Below are 24,807 nucleotides of genomic sequence, written 5' to 3'. Positions count from 1 at the left end.
CAATCTTACCCAATCACACTCCTCGCCGATGTTATAGCCAGCGTCGGCTCGGTTTAGACCACATGCTATTAAGAATGATCCGGGAGGAAGATCGTGTCTCACCATTGCACGGGCGACCAGGGGTCGGTCCGGGATGGTAATCGATCTGGGATTTCGGCCGGCGCCTCAGGCGCGGTTGCAATCGTGGCTACGCTGGACACCAAAGGCCCCGAAGCATCCTTCCTCTCGGACATCATCCAAACATGCGGCCGAAAGACCATCCTGATCGATATCGGGACCTCGAATAATGAGGTGAAGGCCGCCCACGCAACTGACGCGAGCCGCGCGCGCTCAGCCTCGCCCGCCGAGCTCCTGAAAGAGATTGCCGCAGCTACCCGCATAAAGGTGGCTGGCCTGCTCGCCTCGGGCGCAATCAGCGCGATTGTGGCCATTGCAGGAGGCAAGGGAAGCGCTGTTTTCGGCGAGGTCGTGTCTGATTTGCCTTACGGCTTCCCCAAGCTGCTGGTGACCAGTGCAAGACCAGCGCTCCTGGCCGAACTCGCGATCCACAACGACATCATGCTCTATCCGACCTTGGTCGATTTCTTCGGCATTAACGCGTTCACGGCAAGGGTGCTGGAGAATGCAGGCCGAGCCATTGCGGCCATGCGCTATGTGCCGGCCAAGCATGGGTGCGAAAGAAAGATTGTTGCGATCACGGCCTTCGGTGTGACGACGCCCGCGGCAACTCAATGCGTGGCACGTCTTGCAGAGGCCGGCGCAGACGCGATCGTTTTTCCTGCCAACGGTGCTGGCGGTCGCAAAATGGAGCAGCTGATTGCTGCCGGCGAATTCGATGCCGTGCTCGATCTGACCACAACGGAATTGGCCGATGAACTCATGGGAGGCACGGCCAGCGCCGGGCCCGATCGGCTCAAGGCGGCCTCGCGCCGCTCAATCCCACAAGTCATCGCGCCCGGCGCGATCGACATGGTCAATTTTGGTCCACCGGCCAGCGTTCCCGATCAATTTCGCGGCCGCCAATTCTATTCACATACACCGTACACGACACTGATGCGAACCACGCCTGCGGAGAGCGCAAAAATCGGCCGGGTTACGGCCGAGCGGCTCTCGCAAGCACGCGGGCCGGCAGCCGTGCTTTGGCCAGCCAAAGGCGTGTCAGATTACGACCGAGAGGGCGGCGTCTTTCGCGATGCCGATGCCGATGGGGCATGGCTCCAGGCAGTTAAGGACAATCTCCGGCCAGAGATCGTTGTCTGCGAGCTGGACTGTCACATCAACGACCCCGAATTTGCCGAGGCCGCCGTGACGTGGCTCCTCAAACAATTAGGTCAAGGAGGCACGTCCCGTGCAGATGTTTGAGCGAACCGAAATTCTCTCGAGGATTGCAGGTCAGGTCGCGGAGCGAAAAGCGGTCCTTGCCGCGGCGAGCAGCTGCGGCCTCGTCGCAAAATGCGCGGCACTCGGAGGGGCGGATATGCTGGTGGTCTACTCTACTGGGCTCTCGCGGCTCATGGGGCTCCCCACCAGTCGTATTGGTGACTCCAACGCGCGTACGCTGGAGCTTGCGGCAGAAATCCGCAACGTCGTGTCTTCCGTACCCGTCATAGGCGGCGTCGAGGCCTGGGATCCCCTGCGGCTCGATCTCGACGATCTTCTCGACAATTTCCTAGCCGCCGGATTCTCCGGTGTGATCAACTATCCGACCATCTCCACGATGGGAGAGAAATGGCGTGACCGCCGCGGTCGCGTTGGACTTGGGTACGAGCGCGAGCTCGAGATGATTGCGACTGCCCGCAAGAAGAACATCTTCTCGCTTGCCTACGTTGCGAGCCCCGAAGATGCCAAAGCCATGGCAAGCAGCGGAGCCGACTGCATCGTCCCACATGTCGGCGCGACGCGCGGCGGGCTCGTGGGCCATGAGGAGGGCCAGTCCATCCAGGAGGCGATCCAGCGCATCAACGAGATCAACGCGGCCGCGCAAGCGGTCCGCTCGGACGTCATCCTGCTCTGTCATGGTGGGGCAGTCGCGGAGCCCCAGCACACATTCGAGGTCTATCGGTCGACTGAGTGTGTCGGCTTTGTCGGGGCCTCCTCAATCGAACGAATACCGATTGAACGCTCGGTCAAAGCGGCGGCAGAGGAGTTCAAAGCCGTTCCCCTTCCGCGACATCACTGACGTTCAAAGAAACACCGCAGCGAGGCGGAGATGGACAAGCCGATCAACCAATCAGGCGAACAAAGGACAGCGGCATTGCCACCAATAGATGCTACTCAAACGTTCGAAACAGAGGTGCTCGTAGTCGGTAGCGGGGCAGCCGGCCTTTCGGCGGCACTCTACGCCGCAAAGAATGGACTTCGCGTGACGGTTTGCGAAAAGTCTTCGCGTCTCGGCGGGACCACGTCGCTGTCGAATGGCATGATCTGGGTTCCCTGTTCGCTTCAGGCGCGCTCCGCCAAAATCGATGACTCGCTTCCGAAAGCCAGGACATACCTCGAGCATGAGCTTGGCAATTACTATCGGCAAGACTTCATCGAAGCCTATCTTGAGGACGGGCCGACTGCGCTTGCCGCTCTCGAGACCGGGACAGAGGTCAAGTTCACGCTGGCCTCCGCGCCCGATTATCACTCAAGCCAGGTCGGCGGAGTCGACAAAGGCCGGGCACTCAGCCCTGCACCCTACGATGCGCGGCTGCTCGGCCCCGACTTCGATCTGATCGGCGACCCCATTCGGGTTGTGCTCGGGGGGATGATGATTTCTTCCAGCGAAGTCCGAAGCTTCCTGAATCCGTTCCAATCGTTTGCTTCCCTCAAGCATGTCTTGCGTCGCGTGACTCGCTACGCGCGGGATCGCTTGAGCTACAGGCGCGGCACCGAGTTCAGCGGAGGCAATGCCCTGATTGCGCGCCTGCTCGTGAGTTTGCGGAAGTTAGGCGTAGAAATATGGCCGGCGTCTCCTCTCGTTGAGCTCGTCATGGAAGACGGGCGCGTCACAGGGGCAATCGTCAAACGCGGCAATTCTGAGATCCGCGTGCGCGCATCCCACGCTGTCATTCTCGCGACCGGCGGCTTCGCGCGCAACGCGCGGCTGAGAGCCGAGCTGAGCGGCCCACACCAGCATGACGACACGCTGGCTCATGCCGATGTTACAGGCGATGGCATTAACCTTGCCTCGAAGCTCGGAGCTGCAATCGACAAGGACGTCGCTTCTGCAGGGTTCTGGACTCCAGTCTCGATGCTCAGGAGTGGGACAGGCTCCCAAATCGTCCCCTACGGATGGCTCGACCGCGGACGACCCGGCGTCATCGCGGTTGCCCCGAATGGGCAACGTTTCGTCAACGAATCCAATTCATACCACGATATCTGCCTCGCGATGTTTGGAAACGGATATCCCGCAGACAAGCGGTTCTACTTCGTTTGCGATCAGGAGTTCGTTCGGCTGAGGGGCATGGGACATCTGCTGCCTTGGCCATGGACGCTGAGTATCCGAAAGTACGCGCGGCTCGGCTACGTCACACTGGGCCGAACGATACCGGAGCTAGCCATGCAAATTGGGTTGAATCCCGGCGAGCTCCAAAGGACGGTCGAGGAGCATAATGCGCACGCCGCCACTGGCGTCGATCCGCTCTTCAAACGCGGTGAATCGGCGTTCAACCGCACGCTTGGCGATCCCTCGGTAGGAACGAAAAATCCAAATCTTGGGCCCATCCAGAGTGGCCCCTTCATCGCGCTGCCGATCGTTCCGGCAACGCTCGGCACAGCCGCTGGCTTGGCGACCGATAGCTACGGCAAGGTTCTGGACGCAGAACGCGTGCCAATCCCGGGTCTTTATGCCTGCGGCAATGATATGACCTCACCAATGCGTGGAATTTATCCGGGAGCAGGCATCACCATCGGCCCCGGCATAGTCTTCGCTTACCGGGCAGTTTCGAACATTCTGGCATCCGCTCATCGCGTGCAGAAGGCGCCTGCATCCGCAACGTGAAATCGCGACTCACGGCATCTGTATCGCGACACGAGGTCAATTCGGTCATCTTGTGCCGTCGATTTTGCTACTTTGGGAAGCAAGGACCATGTCTTCATTCTGGCGGCGTTCTCCTGTTCGAATCTCTGCTGGATGCCTCCCGGACCGCGTTGAGCCGGGGTGATCAATTTCGCCTTCGGCGCAGGTGCATTGTGGCGGCGGGATGCGAGCCCATCACGCGAGAGTCTGAACGCCATCATCGAAGACTGACCTTCGCATTTTATTCACACGCGTTTCATCCTCTTACGTCTGGAATCAACATGCGTCGTTCGCGCCTCGCCAAAATCGTTGCGACCGTTGGTCCGGCGACAGCTGCACCAGAACGATTGCGTGCTCTCTATCTCTCCGGCGCAGATACGTTCCGACTCAATTTCAGTCACGGGAGCCCGGACGATCACGCACGGGTCTATGACTCGATCCGCAATCTCGAACGGGACTTCGGCACGCCAATAGGCGTCCTGCAGGATCTGCAAGGACCGAAGATCCGCATCGGCGCCGTCGAAGGCGGCAAGCTCGATCTACGCGCCGGCGAGAAGGTTCGATTTGTGCTCGACGGAGCTACGGGCGGAACGCAATCGATCCCACTACCTCATCCGGAAATATTCGCGGCCGCACGTCCGGGCCAGACTCTTCTCGTCGACGACGGCCGAGTGCGCCTGCGCGTTGAGAGTCCGGGCGATGGGCAGATCATCGCGACAGTTCTCGTCGGTGGAGCGATCCGCGATCGCAAAGGGGTAAACCTGCCAGGTTCGCTGCTTGCTATATCTCCTCTGACGAAGAAGGACCGCGGCGACCTCGCCTTCGGCCTCGCACTCGGGGTCGACTGGGTCGCCCTGTCGTTCGTCCAGAAGCCTTCCGACCTCCTAGAGGCGCGCGGGCTGATCGGCGAGCGTGCCGGTCTGATAGCGAAGATCGAGACGCCTATGGCGCTCGATCGTATCGACGATATCATTCTCCTGTCAGACGGCATTATGGTCGCACGCGGTGATCTCGGTGTCGAAATCCCGCCCGAGGAGGTGCCGGGCCGACAGAAGGAACTCATCCGCGCCTGTCGGCTGACCGGAAAGCCCGTGATCGTCGCAACACAGATGTTGGAGTCGATGGTGGCTGCACCGACAGCGACGCGCGCGGAAGCCTCAGACGTCGCTACCGCCATCTACGATGGAGCTGACGCGGTCATGCTGTCGGCTGAGTCGGCAAGCGGCGCCTATCCAATCGAGGCAGTTGTCATGATGGACAAAGTAATCAGAAGTACTGAACGGCATCATCTCTATCGGTCGCTGGTCCAAGCCTCGCAAGCCGACGAAGAGATGTCCCCACCGCATGCAGTCGCCGCCGCTGGTGCAGACCTTGCGGTGACCCTCAATGCGAAGGCGATCATCGGTTTCACCGCAAGCGGCACGACGGCGGCGCGCATCGCGCGCAAGCGGCCCCCGGTGCCGGTTCTTGCTCTCACTCCAGATGAGAAAGTCGCGCGGCGCATGTGCCTGCTGTGGGGAGTGCACAGCATCGTTTCAGACGATCCCGCCACCGACGAGGAGATGACGCAGATAGCCGCAGCGGTGGCGTGCAACGAAGGTTATCTTGAAGCAGGTGATTTGATGATCGTCGTATCCGGCGTGCCGTTTGGGCAAATAGGTGCAACCAACAACGTCCGTATTGTCACCTGCTAAAATGGTTCAGGACAATTTCGCTACATCTGCCCTAAGAAACGAAGCACTGCGGGCCGAACAATGATCGCCGACAACGCTCTGATTCTTCATCGGTGAGACCAGGAGCTGACCTTGCTTGGGCTCGACTACAGCATTCGGCTCGTTGATTTGCTCCCGGTTATCGAAGAAACGCTTTCGGTCGAAATGGCGCAGTGATGCGGCAGGCCGGATGCAATGCTCTGGCATTTTTTTGAGCTCCTCGGAGGTTCGAACAGGCAGTGCTTGATTGCGAGTAGCCGGTGTCAGCCGTGATATACGGCGTACGGGAACGGCGTTCCAGCTTTTCAGAGTCTTAGCGTCGAACGAGATCTGTAATGAAAAACAACTTCTTGGTGCCGGACGTCAACGAGTTCCTGGAGCTCTGGGAGCAAACCTTCAATGTGCACGCGCCGGAACGTCTGGTTGTGCTATACGCCGATGATGCGCTGTTTCAGGGTACATCGAGTGCTAAGCTCTGCATCGGGGCTAAAGAGATAGGCACTTACTTTCATGGTATCGCTACCGTAAGAATGGACGTATGGCATTCCGTCACGTTGGCGTACAACGTTGTTTTGGTGGTGGGACATTATGTCTTTTCACGGATGCGGAATGGTCATGAGGTGTCGACGCCGGCTCGGTTCACCTTCGTATTACGTCTCGAGGACGGCGTGTGGAAGATCGTACACCATCACTCATCTGCCATCCCCGATTGATCGCCGAACCAAGCTTTGCGGTATCGGAGTTTGTAGCTGAAGTGGCATACTCAAGCTGCCTCTCGCCCCATCGTGCCTCTGGATCGCCCAAATTTGTCGAACAGCGCTCGCAACGAGAAACAGGACGGCAGCGAGGTAACGCCTGTTTTGCTGAAGCGAGTGACGGCAGAAGGGCAGTCCCTCGATCGAACGAAGCGACGCCTTCGAGCTGGTGCGCGACCAGGCCGCCCACCCACTTATCCGACCAGAGCTCCATGCTCTCGCATATCTGCTCTGCTCGGCGCTTGTCGGCCGTCACAAGACGAGGCGTGGTGTTCGTGATATCCGGGCGGCGCATCGGCGATCGGATAGGTGGACATGCAACAGGAACTACGCGCGGCCGTCGAGCGAGCGATTCACGCCTACGTTGCCGATACCTATGGCCTAACCGGCAGGGTCTCGACAGTTGTGAAAGGTGCGAATTGGACGTTCGTGGTTCGTGACGGCGCCCAAGATCGGGCTTTCGTTCGTCTGTATCGAACATGGGGCCGCTCCGCTGCCGACGTGGCCAGCGAAATGGCCGTGCTCCGAGCCCTTCAAAGTACGCCTGCGCTTGACGCTTCTCGGCCCCTCATCGACCATGAGGGAAGGTCGTTCTCCACATTCGAATTGCCTGACCGCACCAAGCGCCTTCTTGGCGTCTTCGCGCCGGCTGCGGGGCGGGAACTCGCGGCTACACCGGCCGATTGGTATCGCGCCGGCGTTGCCCTGTCCGATTTGCACCGCCAGACCAGGCTCACGAAACTGGCGCCGAGCAGGGAAGTTCTGAGCGAGGCGAGGGACAAGGAGACGCTCGCGATGATCGCCGAGAGGTCTCCAAGGCTTGCCGACGACATCAGCAAATCACTAAGTCTGCTCCTGGGCGCCGGTGCAAGCCAGTCGATTGGCCCGACAGGGCTTTGTCATGGCGATGTCAGGCCGATGAACATGCGGGTTCAGGACGAGCGCGTCACATTCTTCGATTTCGATGATTGTGGCCGCGGCCCTCAATGGCTCGACGTGGCGGCCATGGTGCTTTGGCTAGAACTCACGGCCGATGACCGTGTTGGCGCACTGTGGAAGGCCTTCCTGACCGGATATGGCGTGGACGAAAATGAGTCCTTTGTCTATTTTGTGTGCCGGATGGTGGCTGGACACCAGCTGCGCATACTGCGGTTCTTGTTTGACTATTGCGAGCTCGACGGCGCGCTGTGGGCTGATGTTCTGACCCAGGCCAAGACGACCGTGATCAAGGCCGCCCACCGCCAGCTTCGCGCATTTGTCTCCTGATGCGAGGATCTATTCGTGATTGCCTGCAGCACTCGAGGCTACTCAGGCGTAAACTGTGACCGCCCCGACGGGCGGGTTTTCCGAGATCGCTTTCAGTGAGCCAACGAGAGAGATGCACGGGTTCCATTCGCAAGTAATGCAGCGACGTTGCTTCATTGGCTTTTCTTCCATCTCCTTCTTCATCGTCGGCGCCGGAATTGTCATGCCGGCGTGGGTTGCGTTCGATGTGGGCGGATCGAACCTGGTGGGCCTGGTTCTGCTGGCCTCCAGTCTTGCCGGTTTTGCCCTGGCGCCGCTTAGCGGACATCTCGTCGACCGTCACAATCACCTCAGGGTCACCGCATCGGGACAACTCGTCAGAGCTTTGGGCTTGCTCATGTTGGCTCCGGTACAAGTTTTGCGCGATGCGCTCTCGCGTCCTATCCTCCTTCTATCAACAGTTCTCGGAGCTTTCGGCTACGCGCTTCTAGCAGGCGCGATGAGCGGCATCCTGCAGTCGCTGATTCCCGAGACCGAGCGCATGCGCTTTAACCTGCGATTGTCGTTCTTCAATCAGGCGGGGATGGCTTTGGGCACAGGTGCGGCCGGCTACGGCATCGCTCACGTCGGCAGCGCGACGACCGCCGCCCTGTTTGCCTTCGTCGCGATCTCCGTTCTGCCCCTGTTGAGGAATCTGACCTATCCTACGCGCACACACGCAGCGAAGCGCCTCAACCTGTTTTCGGCTTCTCGTGAAGCGATCAACTATCTTGTGAACGAGCCCCAAACCTTATCCGCGTCGGTATCAGTGGGCCTGGTATTTGCCGTCATTCAGATCACAAACCTGTTGTTACCTGGATTCGTCAGTCATTCGCTCGGCGGAGGTAGTCGCCTCTTCGGTACACTCGAGATGACGGCTGCGATTGCGGGCATGGCCGCTCTAGCCGCTGCGGGGATCCCAGCCGTGGCCAGAAGAATGGCTCGTATGACGACGCCCCTTGTGGCCGCCGCGGCGGGCTCGTTGCTCGTCCTGTCCTTTGCGACCGACCCGCTTGTCGCAATTGTGCTCTATGCGGCGGCTGGGATGCTGTGGAACCTATCGCGGGCGGCGGCGAACGGACATCTCTTAACCGTGGTCGATTCCGCGCTAATCGGACGCGTTCAAGCTTTTACTAGTCTTTTAACCGGAGCGATTGGTGCGCTGATCTTCCTGCTTCCCACTTTGCTTCCGAGTACGACGGAAGCTCAGCTCTACATGGCATGCGGCGTGATGATCCTAGTCGCGACCGCGCTCCTCGCTCTCTGGACTCGCCGCGGCAGACCCGCTCGCACCTGACAGGTCAGCATCGACGATGGGCGATGCCGCCGAGTTCTGGGGCCGAAGGGCGACATCGTGGACGCTCGCGGACGATATCCTCCGGCATACTTTTGTCTATTGCTGATTTTTCTCCGCTTGCTCAACGGCGCCAATACTGCCGCCTGCGCCAGTTCTCCCGCGCCCGTCGCAGTCTTGTTTCACGCCAACATCCGCCCCCGCAGCCCTGATGAGTTTTCTGAGCTCTTGAGCCGTATTAGCGACCTTCCATCCTTGCCGGTCGGACATCTGGCGCACCTCCTCATCGGTGGCGGAAAGGATTTCCACGCTTAGCGATTCGAACAATCGCTCCAGATCGAGACTCGGGTGCCAGCGTGTCATCACTTGTTCCAGTACTGGTGTTGGCGCAGCAACGTGCGCCTCATCCGTCGTCGTGTCGTGTCGTAATCGAGCTCAGCCATCTCATGGATCTTGCAAATCTCTCTAGCCGCCAGACCATCAGCCATGCCTGCGATGATTTTCAGCGCCAGTGGATCACCCTCAAACAGCCGATAGATGTTGGCCAGCGTCTGTGCGGCAACCAAGATCCGCTCCGGATCGGGCACCTCGTCGGCATCTCCACCGGGCCCGCTCCGCTGGTCCTCGTTATCGCGGCTCACGAACAGCCTTTGCTCAAGCCGCGCACGACGCCAATGGTCGTTGCAGATGCTGCGCATCACGCCCGACAGGAAGCCCAGGATGGGCACGCCGGGCGGCCAGGGGCGCGAGCCGTCGAGGGTGCGTGCAATCGCCTCGTGGAGGATGTCGGTCCAGGAGAGCCCTCCCGGCAGGTCGCGGCTCCACAATCGTGCAAGAGCTTTGAGCCGCACGAGATCGATATCGGACAGGGCATCTATCGCAGATGCGACATCAGTCGCATGGGCGACCGCGTTGGCAGGATGGGGAGTGATAGTCAATGGTTCCATGTTCACAGTGCTATGCGCTCCAGCCAGCCCAGTGCGGACAGCCGAAGAAAGACATTTTTGACGTGTCTGCCCGACCGGAGTTCAGACGCATCGTCTGTATCGCAACAGGAGAGCCTTCATGGACGACACGTTGGCAGCGGCGCGCCGCTGGTATGCAGAAGACCTGGGATACAAAGTCCCGGTCCTGCGTAACCCGAAGCTGATCGAGGCCTTCGCCACCGTTCGGCGCGAGCAATTCGTAGGCCCTGGGCCGTGGAGCATCATCTCCGACCCATACAGCGACCCATTTCTGACCCCTGATGACGACCCGCGCTGGCTCTACCATGACGTTCTCGTGACGATCGATGCGAGTCGTAACCTCAACAATGGGATGCCCAGCTTCTGGGCCCGCAATTTTGATAATCTTAACATCGCCGCCGGCGAGCAGGTACTTCAGGTCGGTGCCGGCACCGGATACTATTCGGCGGTGCTGGCCGAGATTGTCGGACCCGCTGGTCGTGTGACGGCGATCGAAACCGACACAGAGTTGGCGTCGCGGGCCCGAGTGAACCTCGAGAGCTGGCCCCAGGTCGATGTCGTCTCGGGCGACGGCCGGGCGGTAGATGTCGGCAAGGTTGATATCGCCATCGTGTTCGCCGGAGCCACTCACCCATCCCGTGTCTGGCTTGATCGCCTTGTCGAAGGTGGCCGGCTTCTGATGCCTATGACCGACGATACCTGGAAAGGCTTTCTTCTCCATGTGGTACGGCGTCGAGACCATTTCGAGGCCTCTTCCATTGGTGCCGTCTCTATTTATCCTTGCACGGGTGGACGCGATGAGGACGCTGCAAGACGTCTACATAACGCGATCGACGGGTTGCCGCTTCGCAACCTTCCAATTCGCGCGTTGCACGTAGGTGAGCCGAGATTTAACGACTCAGAGAATGTGTGGTTTAGCGGGCCGGGCTTCTGGCTCGAGCGTGATCCTCCATGCTAAGACGACCTACACTGATCGAGCGCATACCTGTTCAGCCAAGTTGAAGATCACCGGCTCCGACGAGAACGCGCGTGGTCGAGCAATTTTACACGTCGGCGTTTGCTCCACGAGTAAGGTCGTGATGCAGGATCACTTCTTTGCTAATGAATGATAGGAACTTCTCGGCAAACTCTGGGTCAAGGCTAGCTGCCTGTGCGAGCGTGCGTAGTCTTTCTACCGTTCCTCACGAGCTGGATCTGCCGAAGGCAATTGAAGTCGCGCTTTTAGTTTTCCGACCTGCCGAGTGCACCTGAAACGTTCCGCGAGAATGTGGATAAGGGCCGCGTCGAGATTGTCGATGCTGCTCCGCAGTTCGTTCAATTCGGATGGAGTTTCCAAGTTCGCATCTCCTTTCTATGCAACCATACTTTCCAGCTGGACACCCGGGTCTCTGGCTGAAACATTTTCAGGCTTTCCGAGTCACTGGGCCCTAACAGCCCGGTCTGATTGAACTAATTCGATCAATCTCAGTACGCCACCTCGGCATTGAAAGCATTTCTGACTCGAGCGCAGTAAATCAGTATTGGCCCATGTGGCCATCGAGGTCTGCGGGTCTTGGATAGCCAGGCGGCCAACAATCTCAAGAACCACGTACGTTACTGCACTTTCAGGCTCGGCATAATAACGGCATCCGCGGTGCCTAGCCAGCCGCCGCGGTGCGGGCCAGCGCGACCAGGCCACCGCATTCTTAATTTGGGCGCGGTGAAGGATCGTCGAGCGTGCCAAGTGGTGGATGCCCTTGCTCTATGAGGTCTGGTCATAGGGTGGTATGCCTTAGTCGAACCCACGGACTGCCGGAGTGGCAGCTTCTGCAGCTGCAACTTCACTCATAAAGGCAACAGCCAGTCCGAAGCCGATGAGGCCAATCAGGATCGACCCTGCAGCAAGGGATGTGACCCCGCTAGTTTCGACGAGGATACCGCCGAGAACGGCCCCGATGGCTATTCCTGCGAAGGTGGTCGAGCTGTTCATCGCCAAAACTAGCTTCGACCTCTCCCCGGCTAGATCGAGAAGCCGGTGCTGGATCGGAACGAGATACATGTAACTCGCGTTGCCCCAAAGAAATGCGATGAGCACGGTTAAGGCACCATGATGCCCGAATCCAACCAGAGCTACGAGAACGATTAGTTGTGCGCCGATCACCGCAATGAGAACTTTGTAGGGGCCGAAGCGATCGGTTAGAAAGCCGCACGCTGCGTTTCCTGTCACAGCTCCGAAACCGTACGCAAAGAGCGCGGCTGAAAGCAGCGGCACGCCTGTAAGCAGAGAACCGGTGATAATGACGCTCACATAGGAGTAAACAACGAACTCGGAAATGACCACGAATAGGGTAACCGAAAGAACACCGTAGATAGCCCTGGGAAAGTCTTTCGAAGCCGGGCTTTTTCCGCGCTCCGGCGCCTTTGCAGAGACACCGGACATCATAGGGGCAAAGATCAGCAATGCCAGGAGCCCCGCAACTGCCACAAAACCGAAGGCAAAACGCCAGCCGATGGCATCAGCGATCCAGCTGGTCGCCGGAACACCCGCAACTTGTGAAACGGTCATACCACCGAAGATAAGGGACAATGCCGACCCTTTGCTACCGGGCGGCAGCAGCTCGGTTGCCAATGCGGTGGCCGCCGGGGTGAACATGGCTGCGCCGTAGGCTGAAATGACGCGAGCTGCAGCAAGGGTTGCAAAGTTCGGAGCGATCGCACAGATCACGTTGCCGATGATGAAGATTGAAACGGATAGGATCTGGACGTTGCGGCGGCTTGCGGCCCGGAACATCCAGGCATTCAGCGGCGCAAATACAGCGTAGGAGAGTGCGTAGATTGAGATTATCCATCCCGCCGCACCGGTTGAAATGTTGAGGTCACCAGAAATCACTTCTAGTGCCCCGATGATGACAAACGTATCTAGGCCAATAGCGAACGCAGCGATCATCAGAGCGGCAAGGATTAGCTTTGTTCGTTTATCAGGAGGAGATAAGCTCATGATCCTGGCCATTCAGTTCATCGCGAGGTGTTCAAAGCCGTCATGCAACTCAGGATAAGGGGCGGCCGATGGTCGTGCCTGAATACCCGGGGACGACGGCGCTGCCACGGCCCCAGCACCTCTCCACATCCTGTGTGATCTCAAGTTCGGCGGGATATTCGAGCACCAATCTGCGTAAGCCCCGCATCATACAAGCCTTCCAGGAGGTTTTTCGCTACAACCGGCGCTGTTGTTTCGAAAAGCGGCTTTATTTGATGCTTTCGCGTCGATCTACCCCACCCCGGCGAGCTCGGCGAGTATGACGTCTCGCAGCCTGGCCCCTTCGAAGTGGAGATATTTCACGCTGGCATGACGCGTACATCTTCTCGCCCGGCAGGGCGTGCAAATGCGGAGCGTCAGGATGCAGCGATTCGGTGCACGCGACCCGCTACAGATCACAATTTGGCTCATCCCGTTGCAAGTTTTGCGGGAATGCTGCGGCCACAATCTGAGATAAGTTTTGGTGAATGGTTGCGAAGGAATCACCAATGAGCAGCACAAAAGTTGATGGCGAAACGGTATTGCGCGCGGCTTGCACTGGCGATGCCCAGGCGCTCTATGACGTGACGGCACAATCGGTTCAAGAACTGGCAATCACCCATTACAAGCCCGAGCAACTGGAGCGGTGGATGGGAGAACGTACTGCCAAATATTACGAGGATGTCATCGCTGCGGGCACCACGATCATAGCCGAGCAGAACGGCGAGGTATTGGGGTTCGTCGACTCAGTTCCTGGCGAGGTGACCCGCCTTTTCGTCTTGCCGAAGGCAGCAGGCCGCGGAATTGGTGAGCGATTGCTCAAAGCTGGTCTTGAAGCCGCGGCAAAGGAACACTCAAGACCAATCAAAATCGAGTCAACCTTGAACGCGCAACGGTTCTATGAACGTCATGGCTTCAGGGCCATCCAGAAGGGCTACTTCTCTCATGGGCTTGGCGGAGATCCGATCGAGATTGTCCTCATGGAAATGGCACGATAGAGCCGCGGGTGCGACTTCGCTATATTGCGCGGCGACTCGGGATTGGTCATTCATCGCTGTTTGCGCTGACTCTGGCTGAATTCCAAAGCATAAGCTTTCGCCTCAATGCGCCGTTTGCTATGATATCATCGGAATGATGACGGAGTGCGCTATGGAGCCTCAGTGGCTGACGTTTGGGAAACGATTGCAAGCTATTGCATCTAGTGGGCTCCATTTTGCGCGAGATCAATTTGATCGAGAACGTTACGAGGAGATTGCCTCTATAGCCAATGAAATGCTCGCCGACTTGGGAAGTGTTCCCATCGAGAGGATAGAAAGGCTCGTCTCTGATTTCGCGAAGGGCTATGCGACACCGAAAGTCGATGTGCGCGGAGCGATCGTAGAAGAGAACAAGGTTCTTCTGGTCCGTGAGAAGAGCGATGGTCTTTGGGCCTTGCCTGGGGGCTTTGCAGACGTTGGCCTTTCTGCTGCCCAAAATATCGCAAAGGAGTTGTACGAAGAGGCCGGATTAAAAGTGTCTGTTCGTCGCCTCTACGGGGTCCGACACAAGGCCGGCGCTTCCTATTCGCCTGATGTCCGGGATTTCTACAAAGTTTTCTTTCTTTGCGATAGGCTCTCAGGCGGTGAGACCCGGCCCAGATTGGAGACGAGCGAGGCGACTTTTTTCCCGAAAGATCGTCTACCTCCGCTGTCGCGAGGTAGAACTATCGAGAGTGACGTTGAAGCAGCCTTCGCATTCGCAGCTGACGCGAACAGACCTGCCTTCTTCGATTGAGAGCTCGATCCATTCTCTCGGTCCGCACTCTTTCCTCCGTCAGCAACGATTTTGCCGAATGAAGAGCTCCGCATGACAGAGAGAATCATTCGGGCGCCATCAACCACGGCGCCTTGCGCGTGCTTTGAAAGTCGGTTGCTGGTCGCTATCTTCGCTTTTAGTGAAGATCGCGACCGAGCCCTTCGGCACTCATTCGGTGGTGTAGAGCGGTCGGTGCGCAGAACGCTCAATGGTTTCGGTTGCGTCATCGCAGCCCAACGTAGCTGATGCTGGTCAAGCAGCTTCATCAGCGATCACGTCGACCAACAAACGTAAGGGCGCTGAAACTCGACTGCATTGGTGACCGCCTCTATGCCACGCTCAAATGCGTTTGCCCCGTGCTTGGGATGGGCGCCGATGATCGGGAGGCTGTCCACGCGCCGCGTCAGCGGTCGGCGAGGGGGATCCCGCAGCAACCCGCATCTGCCTCGGCATGTCCTTCAAGCTCTGCGCGAAATCCTCGTCCGGCACCCAGTAAACGTCGTTTCTGTCGCCTGACGTTGCGACCGGCGAGCGGAAGACATTTACGCCACGCAATCCGTCGCGGAACTATACTGTCGATCAATCGCAAGAAACCGTGTTTGCTCCCGCAACCTGAACTTACTAGCCCTTGGCGAACGACCGCCCATTTCTGCCGACTCTCCAACACTCGGTCCTTGGGATTGCGTCGGTTGACGCGGTCGGCCGCCCTTCGCGTAGAACCGGACCTTATTATCGGTCGCGTCGATTTAGAATGAAATAGTTGGCCAGCCCGATCGTTAATAGCAAGAAGGCCGACACGACTGTACGAATCAGGATGGAGTCGATCTCGGACTTGAACACGGCGTTGTTGGCTTCAGCACCTGTTGAGAAATCGACATAGGACCCGGCGGCGAGGAGGAAAATGGCCAAAAGGCTGGAGAGGAGAAAGAACGCCGTCTTCATGTCAGCTTGCTGTTCGCGAGTCTGGATGTGGGTGCGGAAACAGTCTCAGGCAATCGCCTTGACTGCGCTGGAGTAGACGCTGGCCGGCCGCGCGAGTCCGTAGTGCTCGCGCAAGGTCGTGCCGGTGTAGTCCTCGCGGAACAGGCCGCGCTTGCGCAGGATCGGGATGACCTGCTCGGCGAAGGTATCGAAGCCGCCGGACAGCCATGGCGGCATAACATTGAAGCCATCGGCCGCGCCGCCCTCGAACCAGGTCTGGATGTTGTCCGCGATCTTCTCCGGCGTGCCGGCAATGACCCAGTGGCCGCGCGCGCCGGCGAGGCGCTGCACCAGCTGGCGAATGGTCGGCTTCTCGCGGTCGACGATATCGACCACGAGCTTGAAGCGGCTTGCGACTCCGCGCGCGCTCGCTGTGTCAATGAGATCCCGGGGAACCTGGCCATCGAGATCGTAGCCGGTGAGGTCGAGGCCGATCAGCTGACGCAGCTGCGTCAGGGAGAATTCGGGCTGGATCAGCTCGTTGAATTCGTCCTGAAGTCGATCGGCTTCAGCCTGCGTGCTGCCGATGAAGGGGCTGATGCCGGGCAGGATCTTGATCTCGTCGGGACTGCGATCGAAGGTGCGGGCCTGGCGCTTGATGTCGGCATAGAACGCCGTCGCGGACTCCAGTGTCTGATGCGCCGTGAAAATTGCCTCCGCGAACCGGGCGGCGAACGCGCGGCCGTCGTCGGAAGAGCCGGCCTGTACGTAGACCGGCCGTCCCTGCGGCGCCCGCGAGATGTTCAGCGGGCCACGAACGCGAAAATGCTTGCCGATATGGTCGAGCGTGTGGATCTTGCTGGTGTCGGCGAAGATGCCAGAAGCCGGATCGTTGACGAGCGCGTCATCCTCCCAGCTATCCCACAGCCGGGAGATCACGTCGAGATATTCGCGGGCGCGCTCATAGCGCTCGTGGTGAGGCGGATGTTCAGGCAACCCAAAGTTCTGTGCGGCCTGCTGCGCACCGGTGGTGACGATGTTCCAGCCGGCGCGACCCCGGCTGAGATGGTCGAGAGACGCAAACAGCCGTGCCAGATTGTACGGCTCGGTATAGGTCGTTGACGCCGTCGCGATCAGCCCGATACGGCTCGTGACGGCGGCAATCGCTGCGAGCCAGGTGATTGGTTCGAAACGAAGGCGCTGGGCGTACCGAACGTTGTCGGCCAGCGCCGGCCCGTCGGCAAAGAAGATGGCGTCGAATTTGCTCGCTTCGGCCCGTTGCGCCAGCTCCTGATAATGGGTGATGTCGAGGATGCGGTCCGGTTCAGATCCCTTATAGCGCCACGCGGCTTCGTGATGGCCGCCCGGATAGATGAAGAGATTTAGAACAAGCTGGCGTTGGTTGCTCATGGTTCGTTTGTCCCGATGCGATGGCCAATGGTGAGACTTGAACGATTAAAGACCCGGAGAGGAATCCCGTGGCTCCGGCTTTCGAGCGAACGCGAAGCGCAGATATCGCTCCAGGCGGAGGCTCTCCGGGGTGCGCTTCGCCTCGACCAAGCCAGCAAAGGCGCGCTCGATCGCTTCCCGTTCCGCTGTGGAAAAGCCGCCGAGGAAGTTACCGAATGCGCTAGCCTCGGACCATGCGAGCGCCGAACTCACGTCGTCATGAAAATCGACCAGTGAACGCAGGTCGCTTCGGTAATCGACGAGACCAGCCTCAACGAAGAGCATTTTGAGCTCGTCGTCGGTGGCTCCGAGGACCCGGTGCGCTTCACCACTCCTCTCGGCGAACCCAGCCTGTTCGATCGCCTGCAGAAGCACGGTGCGGGACTCGTGAGGTTTGGTCGGGTCCTGAATGTTCAACCCGATCCGGCCGCCCGGCTTGAGAACGCGGTGGATTTCGTGCAGGGCTCGCCGCTTGTCCGCGATCCAATGGAACACGCTGTTGAGATAGACGGCGTCGAAGTCCGCAGGTTCAAAGCGCGAAAGGTCTTCGGCACGGCCGACCGCGAATGTCAACGTCTTCGACGCGCGGAGACGCGCGATGGCAATACGGTTCTCGAGAGGATCGATGCCGGTCACACGGCCGTCAGGGCCGACAAGTTCTGCGACGAATTCGGTAAGGCGGCCCGTACCGGCACCGATATCGAGCACGTGATTCCCGGCCTTCAATGCGAGCGGGCCGACGAGGAATTTACCGTGATGAAATTGGAGGATGCCGGCCTGCTCATAGGTGCGAGCATGCTCGGGTGTGTCTCGTTCAAGGCTGATGACGCCGGAGGTCGACATCGTGCTTCTCAAATCTCCAACGGGCCGACGAGACGGCTTGATTGGACGACGTTTATGTTGTCGGAACGAGGAATGTCGATGAAATTGATTTGCATTGTTCGGTGTGATGCGAGCATGAATCTAGCGGCGCGCATCCCTGGAAGAGATGATGTTGCAAACTGATCGTGCCAATTGGATGCCCGCGCATGCCGAGCGTCTCGCCCGGTCTCTGGCTCGCTCCACGACACTACGCAAATCTTTCAACACGCCGTAGCCCGGCGATGGGTTCGTTGTGCGGGTTGAAAAACAAAGCCGATTCCATTTCATTGACTGAGTATCGTTCGCTTCTACGATTTGACCGCATTTGATGCTGAACAATCGAGGTGCGAATATGTTTCAGTCCGATGTCGACACTGCGGCGCGCGAGACCTTGCGCCTGATTGGACCCGATCCGCAGAACTGGATCCCTGACCGTCAGGGGATCGATCACAACGTCGCCATCATCGGCGGCGGGCAATCCGGAAGCGCGTTCGCCTTTGCGTTGCGTCGTGCCGGCATCGGCAAGGTCACCCTGATCGATGCCGCCGGCGACGCTGCTTCGTCCGGCCCCTGGTTGAGCAGCGCGCGCATGAACAAGCTGCGTACGCCGAAGCGGTTGCCCGGGCCTGAGCTCGGTTTGACAGGCTGAGTTTCCAGGCCTCGTATGAAGCCCGCCACGGCGCCGCCGCGTATGAAGCGATCGATCGCATTGCCCGGGTGGATTGGGCCGCCTACCTCGACTGGTATCGCAGCACGCTTCGCATCAACGTACGCTACCGGACGCGGCTTCTCCGTGTCGAGCCGGCCGCTGACCATGTGCGGCTTCATCTCGACCTGGCCGGCGAAGCGCGAACGGAAACGGCCCGCAAGATCATTCTTGCCAGTGGCTTCCCCAGTAACGGCGGTCCGTCCGTCCCCGACGTGCTCTCGCGCAATCTGCCAAAAGAGGTTTACGCTCATGCGCTGGAAGCGATCGATTTCGAGAAGCTGCGCGACAGGTCAGTCGCGGTGCTGGGCAGCGCGGCCTCCGCATTCGACGCGGCAGCGGTGGCGCTCGAAGCCGGGGCGAGGGAGGTGCATCTCTTCGCGCGGCGCGACGGGTTTGCCTCGGAGCCGGTGATCAGGACGCGCGGCTAACCGGGAGCTTACGACAATTGCGGATCGTTGCCGGACGCTCTTCGCTGGCACCAGGCCATCCGTTTCCGCCGTGCCGGATCCACGCCACCGCCTGATGCGGTCGCGCGCGCCGTCAAGTTCCCGAATTTCCACCTTCATCTGGCGGCGCCGTGGACGTCGGCCAAGCCGTTCGGGCGGCGGCTGCTTGCGACCACGCCGCATGGCGATATCGCATTCGATTTCGTGATCGCCGGTACGGGTTATCGGGTCGATCTCGCAAAAACACCGGAGCTGGCAGCCTTCTCCGATAACATCCTGTTGTGGCGCGACCGCTTTTCGCCTTCTGCGGACGAGCAGGACGAGACCCTAGGCGCACATCCCTATCTCGGGTCGGGGCACGAATTCCTCGAGAAGGCACCCGGCCGCGCGCCTTATCTCCGTAACATCCACGTCTTCAACCCTGCGGCATTCGTGAGCTTCGGCTTGCCAATTGGAGACGTCCCGAGCTTCAAGCGTGATATCCCGGCCGTCGTCGCGCAAATCAGCAGGGATCTCTTTCTGGACGATCTTGCCTCGCATGAGGCCCGCATCAATGCGCCGATCGCCGACGATTTCGAACCTGCACTTTATGCGCCTGCGGTGTGGCGCACGCAGAGCGTCGTCGCGGCTGAATAGCAGAAAGCGCAGATATCAATCGGATACGTCGTGCGGGTGCGTGCAACTATTTTCCACCTTCGTCCAACTTTGGAAGCTATTTCCGAAAGTCTTGAGTTAGCATCCTGTGACTGAGCGAGAGGCTGCATCGATGCCGTCTCTCGGGGAAGATCCCGCCAGACCCGATCGCCGCCAGAGCAGACGGCGATACTGCAAGAGGATCGATCACGACCATCAGCTGTGTATTTACTCCGCCATCGCATCAGCGATCGGCGAACGGCGGAGCCTTGTCCAAACGGGATCGCGATCTTGGGGAAAATGACATGACGGACGCAATCACCATCGACAACGTCATTCCGCGCGCGGATATCGTCAAGCGGTCGGCACGTATCGGCGCGGAGATCAGGAACATCAAGCTCTCGGGCGATCTCCCGGACTGGACAATCGCGGCGATCAACCAGGTTTTGCTCGAGCACAAAGTCGTCATCTTCCGCGACCAGAACCATCTCGACGACGCGGGGCAGGAGAGTTTTGCCGTGAGGCTCGGCAAACTGGTTCCGCACCCGACGATCGGCGCGACCAAGGGAACGGCGTCGATCCTGGAACTCGATTCCGGACGCGGCGGCGGCCGCGCCGACCAGTGGCACACCGATGTTACCTTCGTCGACGCCTACCCGAAGATCTCCGTGCTGCGCGGCGTCGTGATCCCCGAGTTCGGCGGCGATACGATCTGGTCAAACACCGCGGCATCCTATCTCGATCTACCGGCGCCGCTGCGCAAGCTCGCGGACGAACTCTGGGCGGTGCACAGCAACGCCTATGACTACGCCGTCAAGACCCGCGCGAGCGAAGCCGACAGGAAGCACTTCGAGGAGGTCTTCACCGGTACGATCTACGAGACCGAGCATCCCGTCGTTCGCATCCATCCCGAGACCGGAGAACGGACGCTGGTGCTTGGCAATTTCGTCCAGCGCTTCGTCGGCCTGTCGAAATACGACAGCCAGAAGCTGTTCGACCTGTTCCAGTCCCACATTACTGCGCCCGAGAATACGGTACGCTGGAGCTGGCGCCAAGGAGACGTGGTGATTTGGGACAACCGAGCCACCCAGCACTACGCGGTCAACGATTACGGCGACCAGCATCGCGTCGTCCGGCGCGCAACCATCGACGGTGAAGTGCCGGTCAGCATCGACGGCCGCAACAGCGTCACTCGCGTCAAGTCATCCAAGCCGCAGGCGAAGGCCGCCTGAAACGAGCAAGGAGTGAATACAATGGAAATCGCTATCTCTGCGCTGGGTCGCCTGGTTGCCGGTCTGCGTGCAAGAGGACAGCAACTTGGCCTCGCCGCTCTCGGGCTTACGGGACTCGTCGGCAGCGCCATGGCCGAGCCGCAGCTCGAAAAGACCGAGATCCGCTACCAGGGCTGGGCCGGACAGGTGACGTTCGTCGAGCTGGCCGACGATCTCGGCTATCTCGCCCCGCTCAAGCTGAAATGGATCGGCAACACCATTAGCGGTCCGCAGGACATCCAGACCGTGGTGACCGGTGACGTCGACATCGGCGGCGCGTTCTATGGGGCGATCATCAAACTGATCGCGGCCAGGGCGCCGATCAAGGCAGTGGTCGGCTACTACGGGTCGGACGACAGCACCTACAACGGCTATTACGTGAAGGATGACAGCATGATCAAGACCGCGCGGGACCTGATCGGCAAGAAGGTCGCGGTCAACACGCTCGGTGCACATCTCGAATTCGTGCTGCGCGAATACTTGGCTCGTAACGGCCTTACGCCGGCGGATGCGAAGCAGGTGACGCTGGTCGCGATCCCGCCCGTCACCGGCGAGCAGGTGTTGCGGCAGGGACAGGTCGAGGTGGCCACGCTCAACGGCGTGTTGCGCGACAAGGCGCTCGAACGCGGCGGCATCCGCAGGCTGTTTGCCGATACCGACATCTTCGGAAACTTCACCGGCGGGTCGTACGTGCTGAGGGACAAGTTCATCAAGGACAATCCCAACACCTCGCGCAGGCTGGTCGAGGGCGTGTCGCGTGCCATCGCCTGAGCGCAGACGACGCCGCCGGAGGAAGTTCGCGCCCGTTTCGAGCGCATCATCGCCGATCGCAAGCGGAACGAGGACGCCACACCGATCAAGTACTGGAAGAGCACGGGTGTTGCGACCAAGGGCGGCGTGATCGGCGATGCCGAGCTGCAGGTGTGGATCGACTGGCTGATCAAGGATGGTCTCTTGAAGCCGGACCAGCTCAGGCCGTCTGATCTCTACACCAACGAGTTCAACTATTTCCGCCCCGGCAAGACCGCGGAGGCGAAATGACTACGACCAAGATCAGATTCGAACATGTACGGAAGGACTTCCTGGTCCGGGGCAAGGATGGCGGGCCGGCGCAACGCTTCACCGCGCTGGACGACATCACGCTGGATGTCCGGCCCGGCGAGTTCCTTGCGCTGGTCGGGCCGAGCGGCTGCGGCAAGTCGACCTTGCTGGACCTGCTCGGCGGCCTTTCGCTGCCGAGCAGCGGGCGGATCCTGCTCGACGGCAAGGCCATCAACGGGCCGGCGCGCGACCGGGGCATCGTGTTCCAGCAATACGCGCTGTTTCCTTGGCGGACGGCCGCGCAGAATGTCGAGTTCGGACTCGACATCGCCGGCCTGAAGGCCAGGGCACGGCGGGAGAAGGCGCTGCACTATCTCGATCTGGTCGGGCTGTCCGGCTTTGCCGACCGCTATCCGCACGAGCTCTCGGGCGGCATGAAGCAGCGCGTCGCGATCGCGCGAAGCCTCGCCTACGATCCCGAGGTGCTGCTGATGGACGAGCCGTTCGCGGCGCTCGACGCGCAGACGCGCGAGACGCTGCAAGGCGAACTGTTGCGGATCTGGCGCAGCACCGGAAAGACCATCCTGTTCATCACGCATGGCATCGACGAAGCCGTCGTCCTCGGCCAGCGCGTGGCGGTGATGACTTCGCGTCCCGGCCGCATCAAGCAGATCGTCGATATTCCCGACGAACTGCATAGCGAAACCGAGGACGTCCGCTCGTTGCCTCAGTTCGGGCGTGTGCGGCACGAGGTCTGGTCCTTGCTGCGCGACGAGGTGTTGAAGGCGCAAGGAGCTCAGGGCCCCGCAGCGGACGGCGAGGGCGTCGCAAAGGCGAAGGAATTGGCTCATGTCTAATCTGGAGGTGCTGACGCTGCTGGAGCTGGCCGAGGGAAGTCCGAAGGACCGAGCCGCACGACGCGCCGGCGCGCGTACCGCGGCGCCGGGCGACTTCGCGCGATGGTTCGGTGCCATCGGGCAGCGATCGCTGCTGCTGCTGCTGTTCCTGACCGTCTGGGAGACGGCGCCGCGGTTGGGTCTGATCGACGTGACGTTCCTGCCGCCGTTCTCCGAGGTGATCGCCGCGGGTTGGCAGCTCGCGCAGAGCGGTGAACTCTATGAGGACGTCGGCGCAAGCCTGCTGCGGGCGCTGAGCGGATTCCTGATTGCGGTCGTTCTGATGGTGCCGCTTGGCCTGCTCACGGGCTGGTACGCCCGGCTTGGCGATCTGCTGAACCAGACCATCGAGATCGCGCGCAACACGGCGCCGCTGGCGCTGCTGCCGGTGTTCATTCTGTTGCTCGGTATCGGCGAGCTCTCGAAGGTCACGATGGTGGTCTATAGCTGCGCCTGGCCGCTGCTGCTCAACACCATCGCGGCCGTGCGGCAGGTCGATCCGCTGCTGGTCAAGTCGGCGCGGACGATGGGCGCGACGCCAAGCCAATTGTTCCGCAAGGTGATCCTGCCGGCGTCGCTGCCAACCATCTTCGTCGGCATTCGGCTGGCAAGCGCTTCCGCGATGCTGGTGTTGGTCGCTTCCGAGATGGTCGGTGCCAAGTCCGGGCTCGGCTATCTCATCATCAACAGCCAGTACAGTTTCCTGATCCCGCAGATGTATTTCGGCATCCTCGGCATCACCGTGATCGGCCTCGTCTTCAACGCGATCCTCGAGGCGCTGGAACGTCGCTTGATGCGCTGGAAGGCGCCCGTAGCGGCCTAGCCCGTTGTTGCGGGCCGTAGCCGGCGTCACGAAGCTGTTTGGCGGCGCATCTTCGGTCACCCAGACGTTGCCCCCAATCGTCGAGCCGCGGCCGATCGTGATCCGGCCGAAAATGGTCGCGCTCGCCCGATGAAGAGCGCGGCGCGATGGACCTGGTCGCACAGGCTGTCGAGCGCAATGCTGAGGCGGTTGAGGAGAACGACATGCAGACGCGCCCCGGTTCTGGCCTAGGCTCAAAAGTGCTACGTGCTCGCGAAACAGTGGGCTCGAGAACGAAGATGACCTTACCTACGAGCTGCTCCATGACGACGTCGTGACGGCCGATCACCTCCCGCCGCAAAGCATCACGGCGGCGGCTTTCAACATTGTGTGTACGCTGTCTGAGATGGACGTGACTGTGGCGAGCGAGCTTCGCCGTTGCGACTAGCGCCCATTGCTCAAACGATGAGGGGCGACTCTTGGCTGCACTGCAACGCCGATGGCGCTGCACGATAAGGATGCGGAAAGGACAGGGTCGCGCTCCTATCGCTTGGGAAGGAGACCTGATATTTTGTCGTCGTAACCTTTTGATCGAAATCTTTGAAGACGCTCCATATTTGATCGTACCCCGGTGGGGAGTTTTGTTCATGCAAAGCGATTTAAGGTGCGCCGGGCGTCACGCGGCGAGTGCCGTTGAGGTGGAAGAGCTCGCCGCCGAGCCTCTAGCAACCGGCAGGCCCGAAGCTGCAAACGATAACAACGAGGACGGCCCCTCGCTCCTCGTTCCATTTCCTGACGGTTGGTACGCAACTTGTTGAAACATGGTCCGAGATCGGGACCTAGGGTCTGTACCTGATTAGCGAGTTCTGATTCCCTCGTGCCAAGTTGATTCGGCACGGGGGACTTCGATGCGCAAAGGACTGTTCTGGCTCAACGACAAGCAGTGGGCTCAGATAGAGCCGCATCTGCCAACGAA

The 24,807-nt window shown here is 60.0% G+C and carries 24 protein-coding genes and 1 pseudogene; 18 read left to right on the top strand and 7 right to left on the bottom strand.

From position 1 onward, the window contains the following. Positions 1 to 183 precede the first annotated feature (183 nt). The 7 genes from IVB27_RS34055 (at position 184) to IVB27_RS34025 (ending at position 9,051) form a co-directional block, all read left to right on the top strand. The gene (locus IVB27_RS34055; RefSeq protein WP_247376955.1) at positions 184 to 1,362 is read left to right on the top strand and encodes a Tm-1-like ATP-binding domain-containing protein; all 1,179 of its coding nucleotides are present in this window, start codon (positions 184 to 186) and stop codon (positions 1,360 to 1,362) included. Beyond that, a complete protein-coding gene (locus IVB27_RS34050) occupies positions 1,355 to 2,179 on the top strand; it encodes a phosphoenolpyruvate hydrolase family protein (RefSeq protein ID WP_247447212.1) in 825 nt (274 codons plus the stop codon). Before IVB27_RS34055 ends, IVB27_RS34050 begins: the two co-directional genes overlap by 8 nt. Positions 2,180 to 2,209: 30 nt before the next feature. Next, positions 2,210 to 3,985 carry an FAD-dependent oxidoreductase gene (locus IVB27_RS34045; RefSeq protein WP_247447150.1) on the top strand — a complete coding sequence of 592 codons (1,776 nt, stop codon included), beginning with the start codon at positions 2,210 to 2,212 and terminating at the stop codon, positions 3,983 to 3,985. 299 nt (positions 3,986 to 4,284) lie between these two features. Next, positions 4,285 to 5,697 (top strand): pyruvate kinase, encoded by a 1,413-nt coding sequence (pyk, locus tag IVB27_RS34040; RefSeq protein WP_247447149.1) that lies wholly within the window; start codon positions 4,285 to 4,287, stop codon positions 5,695 to 5,697. 353 nt (positions 5,698 to 6,050) lie between these two features. Beyond that, the gene (locus IVB27_RS34035) at positions 6,051 to 6,428 is read left to right on the top strand and encodes a nuclear transport factor 2 family protein (RefSeq protein ID WP_247405885.1); all 378 of its coding nucleotides are present in this window, start codon (positions 6,051 to 6,053) and stop codon (positions 6,426 to 6,428) included. A gap of 357 nt (positions 6,429 to 6,785) precedes the next feature. Then, entirely contained in the window at positions 6,786 to 7,736 is a 951-nt protein-coding gene (locus IVB27_RS34030; RefSeq protein ID WP_247447148.1) for a phosphotransferase, read from the top strand. A 55-nt stretch (positions 7,737 to 7,791) separates the two neighbouring features. After that, a complete protein-coding gene (locus tag IVB27_RS34025) occupies positions 7,792 to 9,051 on the top strand; it encodes an MFS transporter (RefSeq protein ID WP_247447147.1) in 1,260 nt (419 codons plus the stop codon). Between the two features lie 96 nt (positions 9,052 to 9,147). Here the strand turns inward: IVB27_RS34025 and IVB27_RS34020 are convergent, their stop codons facing one another. Next, positions 9,148 to 9,411 carry a hypothetical protein gene (locus IVB27_RS34020; protein ID WP_247396694.1) on the bottom strand — a complete coding sequence of 88 codons (264 nt, stop codon included), beginning with the start codon at positions 9,409 to 9,411 and terminating at the stop codon, positions 9,148 to 9,150. After that, positions 9,411 to 9,995, bottom strand: a complete 585-nt coding sequence (locus IVB27_RS34015) for a hypothetical protein (protein ID WP_247447211.1) — start codon at positions 9,993 to 9,995, stop codon at positions 9,411 to 9,413. The genes IVB27_RS34020 and IVB27_RS34015 overlap by 1 nt, the downstream gene beginning before the upstream one ends. A 118-nt stretch (positions 9,996 to 10,113) precedes the next feature. Between IVB27_RS34015 and IVB27_RS34010 the strand changes: the two genes are divergently transcribed. Then, complete coding sequence (locus tag IVB27_RS34010; RefSeq protein ID WP_247447146.1) at positions 10,114 to 10,971, top strand: protein-L-isoaspartate O-methyltransferase family protein; 858 nt, start codon at positions 10,114 to 10,116, stop codon at positions 10,969 to 10,971. 85 nt (positions 10,972 to 11,056) lie between these two features. Here IVB27_RS34010 and IVB27_RS34005 read toward each other — a convergent pair. Further along, positions 11,057 to 11,349, bottom strand: a pseudogene (locus IVB27_RS34005) (chorismate mutase). Between the two features lie 435 nt (positions 11,350 to 11,784). Beyond that, on the bottom strand, positions 11,785 to 13,002 hold the full coding sequence (locus tag IVB27_RS34000) for an MFS transporter (protein WP_247447145.1): 1,218 nt from the start codon (positions 13,000 to 13,002) through the stop codon (positions 11,785 to 11,787). 515 nt (positions 13,003 to 13,517) lie between these two features. On the opposite strand from IVB27_RS34000, the gene IVB27_RS33995 reads away from it, so the two are divergent. Together IVB27_RS33995 and IVB27_RS33990 are read left to right on the top strand one after the other, a co-directional pair. Then, complete coding sequence (locus IVB27_RS33995; protein ID WP_247447144.1) at positions 13,518 to 14,006, top strand: GNAT family N-acetyltransferase; 489 nt, start codon at positions 13,518 to 13,520, stop codon at positions 14,004 to 14,006. A gap of 151 nt (positions 14,007 to 14,157) precedes the next feature. Continuing rightward, positions 14,158 to 14,781, top strand: a complete 624-nt coding sequence (locus IVB27_RS33990; protein ID WP_039800203.1) for an NUDIX hydrolase — start codon at positions 14,158 to 14,160, stop codon at positions 14,779 to 14,781. A 750-nt stretch (positions 14,782 to 15,531) separates the two neighbouring features. On the opposite strand, the gene IVB27_RS33985 is transcribed toward IVB27_RS33990, so the two are convergent. The 3 genes from IVB27_RS33985 to IVB27_RS33975 are packed head-to-tail and all read right to left on the bottom strand — an operon-like array spanning position 15,532 to position 18,015. Then, entirely contained in the window at positions 15,532 to 15,744 is a 213-nt protein-coding gene (locus IVB27_RS33985) for a hypothetical protein (RefSeq protein ID WP_247298893.1), read from the bottom strand. Between the two features lie 45 nt (positions 15,745 to 15,789). Beyond that, on the bottom strand, positions 15,790 to 17,133 hold the full coding sequence (locus tag IVB27_RS33980; RefSeq protein WP_247447143.1) for an LLM class flavin-dependent oxidoreductase: 1,344 nt from the start codon (positions 17,131 to 17,133) through the stop codon (positions 15,790 to 15,792). Between the two features lie 45 nt (positions 17,134 to 17,178). Next, complete coding sequence (locus IVB27_RS33975) at positions 17,179 to 18,015, bottom strand: class I SAM-dependent methyltransferase (protein WP_247447142.1); 837 nt, start codon at positions 18,013 to 18,015, stop codon at positions 17,179 to 17,181. A gap of 370 nt (positions 18,016 to 18,385) precedes the next feature. Here IVB27_RS33975 and IVB27_RS33970 point away from each other — a divergent pair, with 370 nt between their 5' ends. The 8 genes from IVB27_RS33970 (at position 18,386) to IVB27_RS33935 (ending at position 23,852) form a co-directional block, all read left to right on the top strand. After that, positions 18,386 to 18,682: an FAD-dependent oxidoreductase gene (locus tag IVB27_RS33970; protein ID WP_247447141.1), complete on the top strand. Its 297-nt coding sequence runs from the start codon at positions 18,386 to 18,388 to the stop codon at positions 18,680 to 18,682. 68 nt (positions 18,683 to 18,750) lie between these two features. Beyond that, entirely contained in the window at positions 18,751 to 19,170 is a 420-nt protein-coding gene (locus IVB27_RS33965) for a SidA/IucD/PvdA family monooxygenase (protein ID WP_247447140.1), read from the top strand. Between the two features lie 27 nt (positions 19,171 to 19,197). Next, the gene (locus IVB27_RS33960; protein WP_247447139.1) at positions 19,198 to 19,824 is read left to right on the top strand and encodes a hypothetical protein; all 627 of its coding nucleotides are present in this window, start codon (positions 19,198 to 19,200) and stop codon (positions 19,822 to 19,824) included. 302 nt (positions 19,825 to 20,126) lie between these two features. Beyond that, the gene (locus tag IVB27_RS33955) at positions 20,127 to 21,053 is read left to right on the top strand and encodes a TauD/TfdA dioxygenase family protein (protein ID WP_247447138.1); all 927 of its coding nucleotides are present in this window, start codon (positions 20,127 to 20,129) and stop codon (positions 21,051 to 21,053) included. A 21-nt stretch (positions 21,054 to 21,074) separates the two neighbouring features. Further along, entirely contained in the window at positions 21,075 to 21,863 is a 789-nt protein-coding gene (locus IVB27_RS33950; RefSeq protein ID WP_247447137.1) for an ABC transporter substrate-binding protein, read from the top strand. Positions 21,864 to 21,989: 126 nt separating this feature from the next. Continuing rightward, on the top strand, positions 21,990 to 22,133 hold the full coding sequence (locus IVB27_RS33945; protein ID WP_247447136.1) for a hypothetical protein: 144 nt from the start codon (positions 21,990 to 21,992) through the stop codon (positions 22,131 to 22,133). Beyond that, entirely contained in the window at positions 22,130 to 22,990 is an 861-nt protein-coding gene (locus tag IVB27_RS33940) for an ABC transporter ATP-binding protein (protein WP_247447135.1), read from the top strand. Before IVB27_RS33945 ends, IVB27_RS33940 begins: the two co-directional genes overlap by 4 nt. Next, entirely contained in the window at positions 22,983 to 23,852 is an 870-nt protein-coding gene (locus IVB27_RS33935; RefSeq protein ID WP_247360228.1) for an ABC transporter permease, read from the top strand. Before IVB27_RS33940 ends, IVB27_RS33935 begins: the two co-directional genes overlap by 8 nt. The last annotated feature ends 955 nt before the right edge of the window (positions 23,853 to 24,807 follow it).

It is taken from the genome of Bradyrhizobium sp. 197, assembly GCF_023073375.1.
Taxonomy (GTDB): Bacteria; Pseudomonadota; Alphaproteobacteria; order Rhizobiales; family Xanthobacteraceae; genus Bradyrhizobium.
Note: the sequence above shows the minus strand (reverse complement) of the source record. Positions and strands in the feature narration are given on the sequence as shown.

What these genes read in the sequence shown, in the direction of transcription:
- IVB27_RS33995 (WP_247447144.1), top strand. Translation starts at nt 13,518, where the DNA reads ATGAGCAGCACAAAAGTTGATGGCGAAACGGTATTGCGCGCGGCTTGC.
- IVB27_RS34050 (WP_247447212.1), top strand. Translation starts at nt 1,355, where the DNA reads ATGTTTGAGCGAACCGAAATTCTCTCGAGGATTGCAGGTCAGGTCGCG.
- IVB27_RS34010 (WP_247447146.1), top strand. Translation starts at nt 10,114, where the DNA reads ATGGACGACACGTTGGCAGCGGCGCGCCGCTGGTATGCAGAAGACCTG.
- IVB27_RS33985 (WP_247298893.1), bottom strand. Translation starts at nt 15,744, where the DNA reads ATGAAGACGGCGTTCTTTCTCCTCTCCAGCCTTTTGGCCATTTTCCTC.
- IVB27_RS34000 (WP_247447145.1), bottom strand. Translation starts at nt 13,002, where the DNA reads ATGGCCAGGATCATGAGCTTATCTCCTCCTGATAAACGAACAAAGCTA.
- IVB27_RS33975 (WP_247447142.1), bottom strand. Translation starts at nt 18,015, where the DNA reads ATGTCGACCTCCGGCGTCATCAGCCTTGAACGAGACACACCCGAGCAT.
- IVB27_RS33950 (WP_247447137.1), top strand. Translation starts at nt 21,075, where the DNA reads ATGGAAATCGCTATCTCTGCGCTGGGTCGCCTGGTTGCCGGTCTGCGT.
- IVB27_RS34030 (WP_247447148.1), top strand. Translation starts at nt 6,786, where the DNA reads ATGCAACAGGAACTACGCGCGGCCGTCGAGCGAGCGATTCACGCCTAC.
- IVB27_RS34020 (WP_247396694.1), bottom strand. Translation starts at nt 9,411, where the DNA reads ATGACACGCTGGCACCCGAGTCTCGATCTGGAGCGATTGTTCGAATCG.
- IVB27_RS33935 (WP_247360228.1), top strand. Translation starts at nt 22,983, where the DNA reads ATGTCTAATCTGGAGGTGCTGACGCTGCTGGAGCTGGCCGAGGGAAGT.
- pyk (WP_247447149.1), top strand. Translation starts at nt 4,285, where the DNA reads ATGCGTCGTTCGCGCCTCGCCAAAATCGTTGCGACCGTTGGTCCGGCG.
- IVB27_RS34015 (WP_247447211.1), bottom strand. Translation starts at nt 9,995, where the DNA reads ATGGAACCATTGACTATCACTCCCCATCCTGCCAACGCGGTCGCCCAT.
- IVB27_RS33980 (WP_247447143.1), bottom strand. Translation starts at nt 17,133, where the DNA reads ATGAGCAACCAACGCCAGCTTGTTCTAAATCTCTTCATCTATCCGGGC.
- IVB27_RS33990 (WP_039800203.1), top strand. Translation starts at nt 14,158, where the DNA reads ATGGAGCCTCAGTGGCTGACGTTTGGGAAACGATTGCAAGCTATTGCA.
- IVB27_RS33955 (WP_247447138.1), top strand. Translation starts at nt 20,127, where the DNA reads ATGACGGACGCAATCACCATCGACAACGTCATTCCGCGCGCGGATATC.
- IVB27_RS34035 (WP_247405885.1), top strand. Translation starts at nt 6,051, where the DNA reads ATGAAAAACAACTTCTTGGTGCCGGACGTCAACGAGTTCCTGGAGCTC.
- IVB27_RS33970 (WP_247447141.1), top strand. Translation starts at nt 18,386, where the DNA reads ATGTTTCAGTCCGATGTCGACACTGCGGCGCGCGAGACCTTGCGCCTG.
- IVB27_RS34045 (WP_247447150.1), top strand. Translation starts at nt 2,210, where the DNA reads ATGGACAAGCCGATCAACCAATCAGGCGAACAAAGGACAGCGGCATTG.
- IVB27_RS33940 (WP_247447135.1), top strand. Translation starts at nt 22,130, where the DNA reads ATGACTACGACCAAGATCAGATTCGAACATGTACGGAAGGACTTCCTG.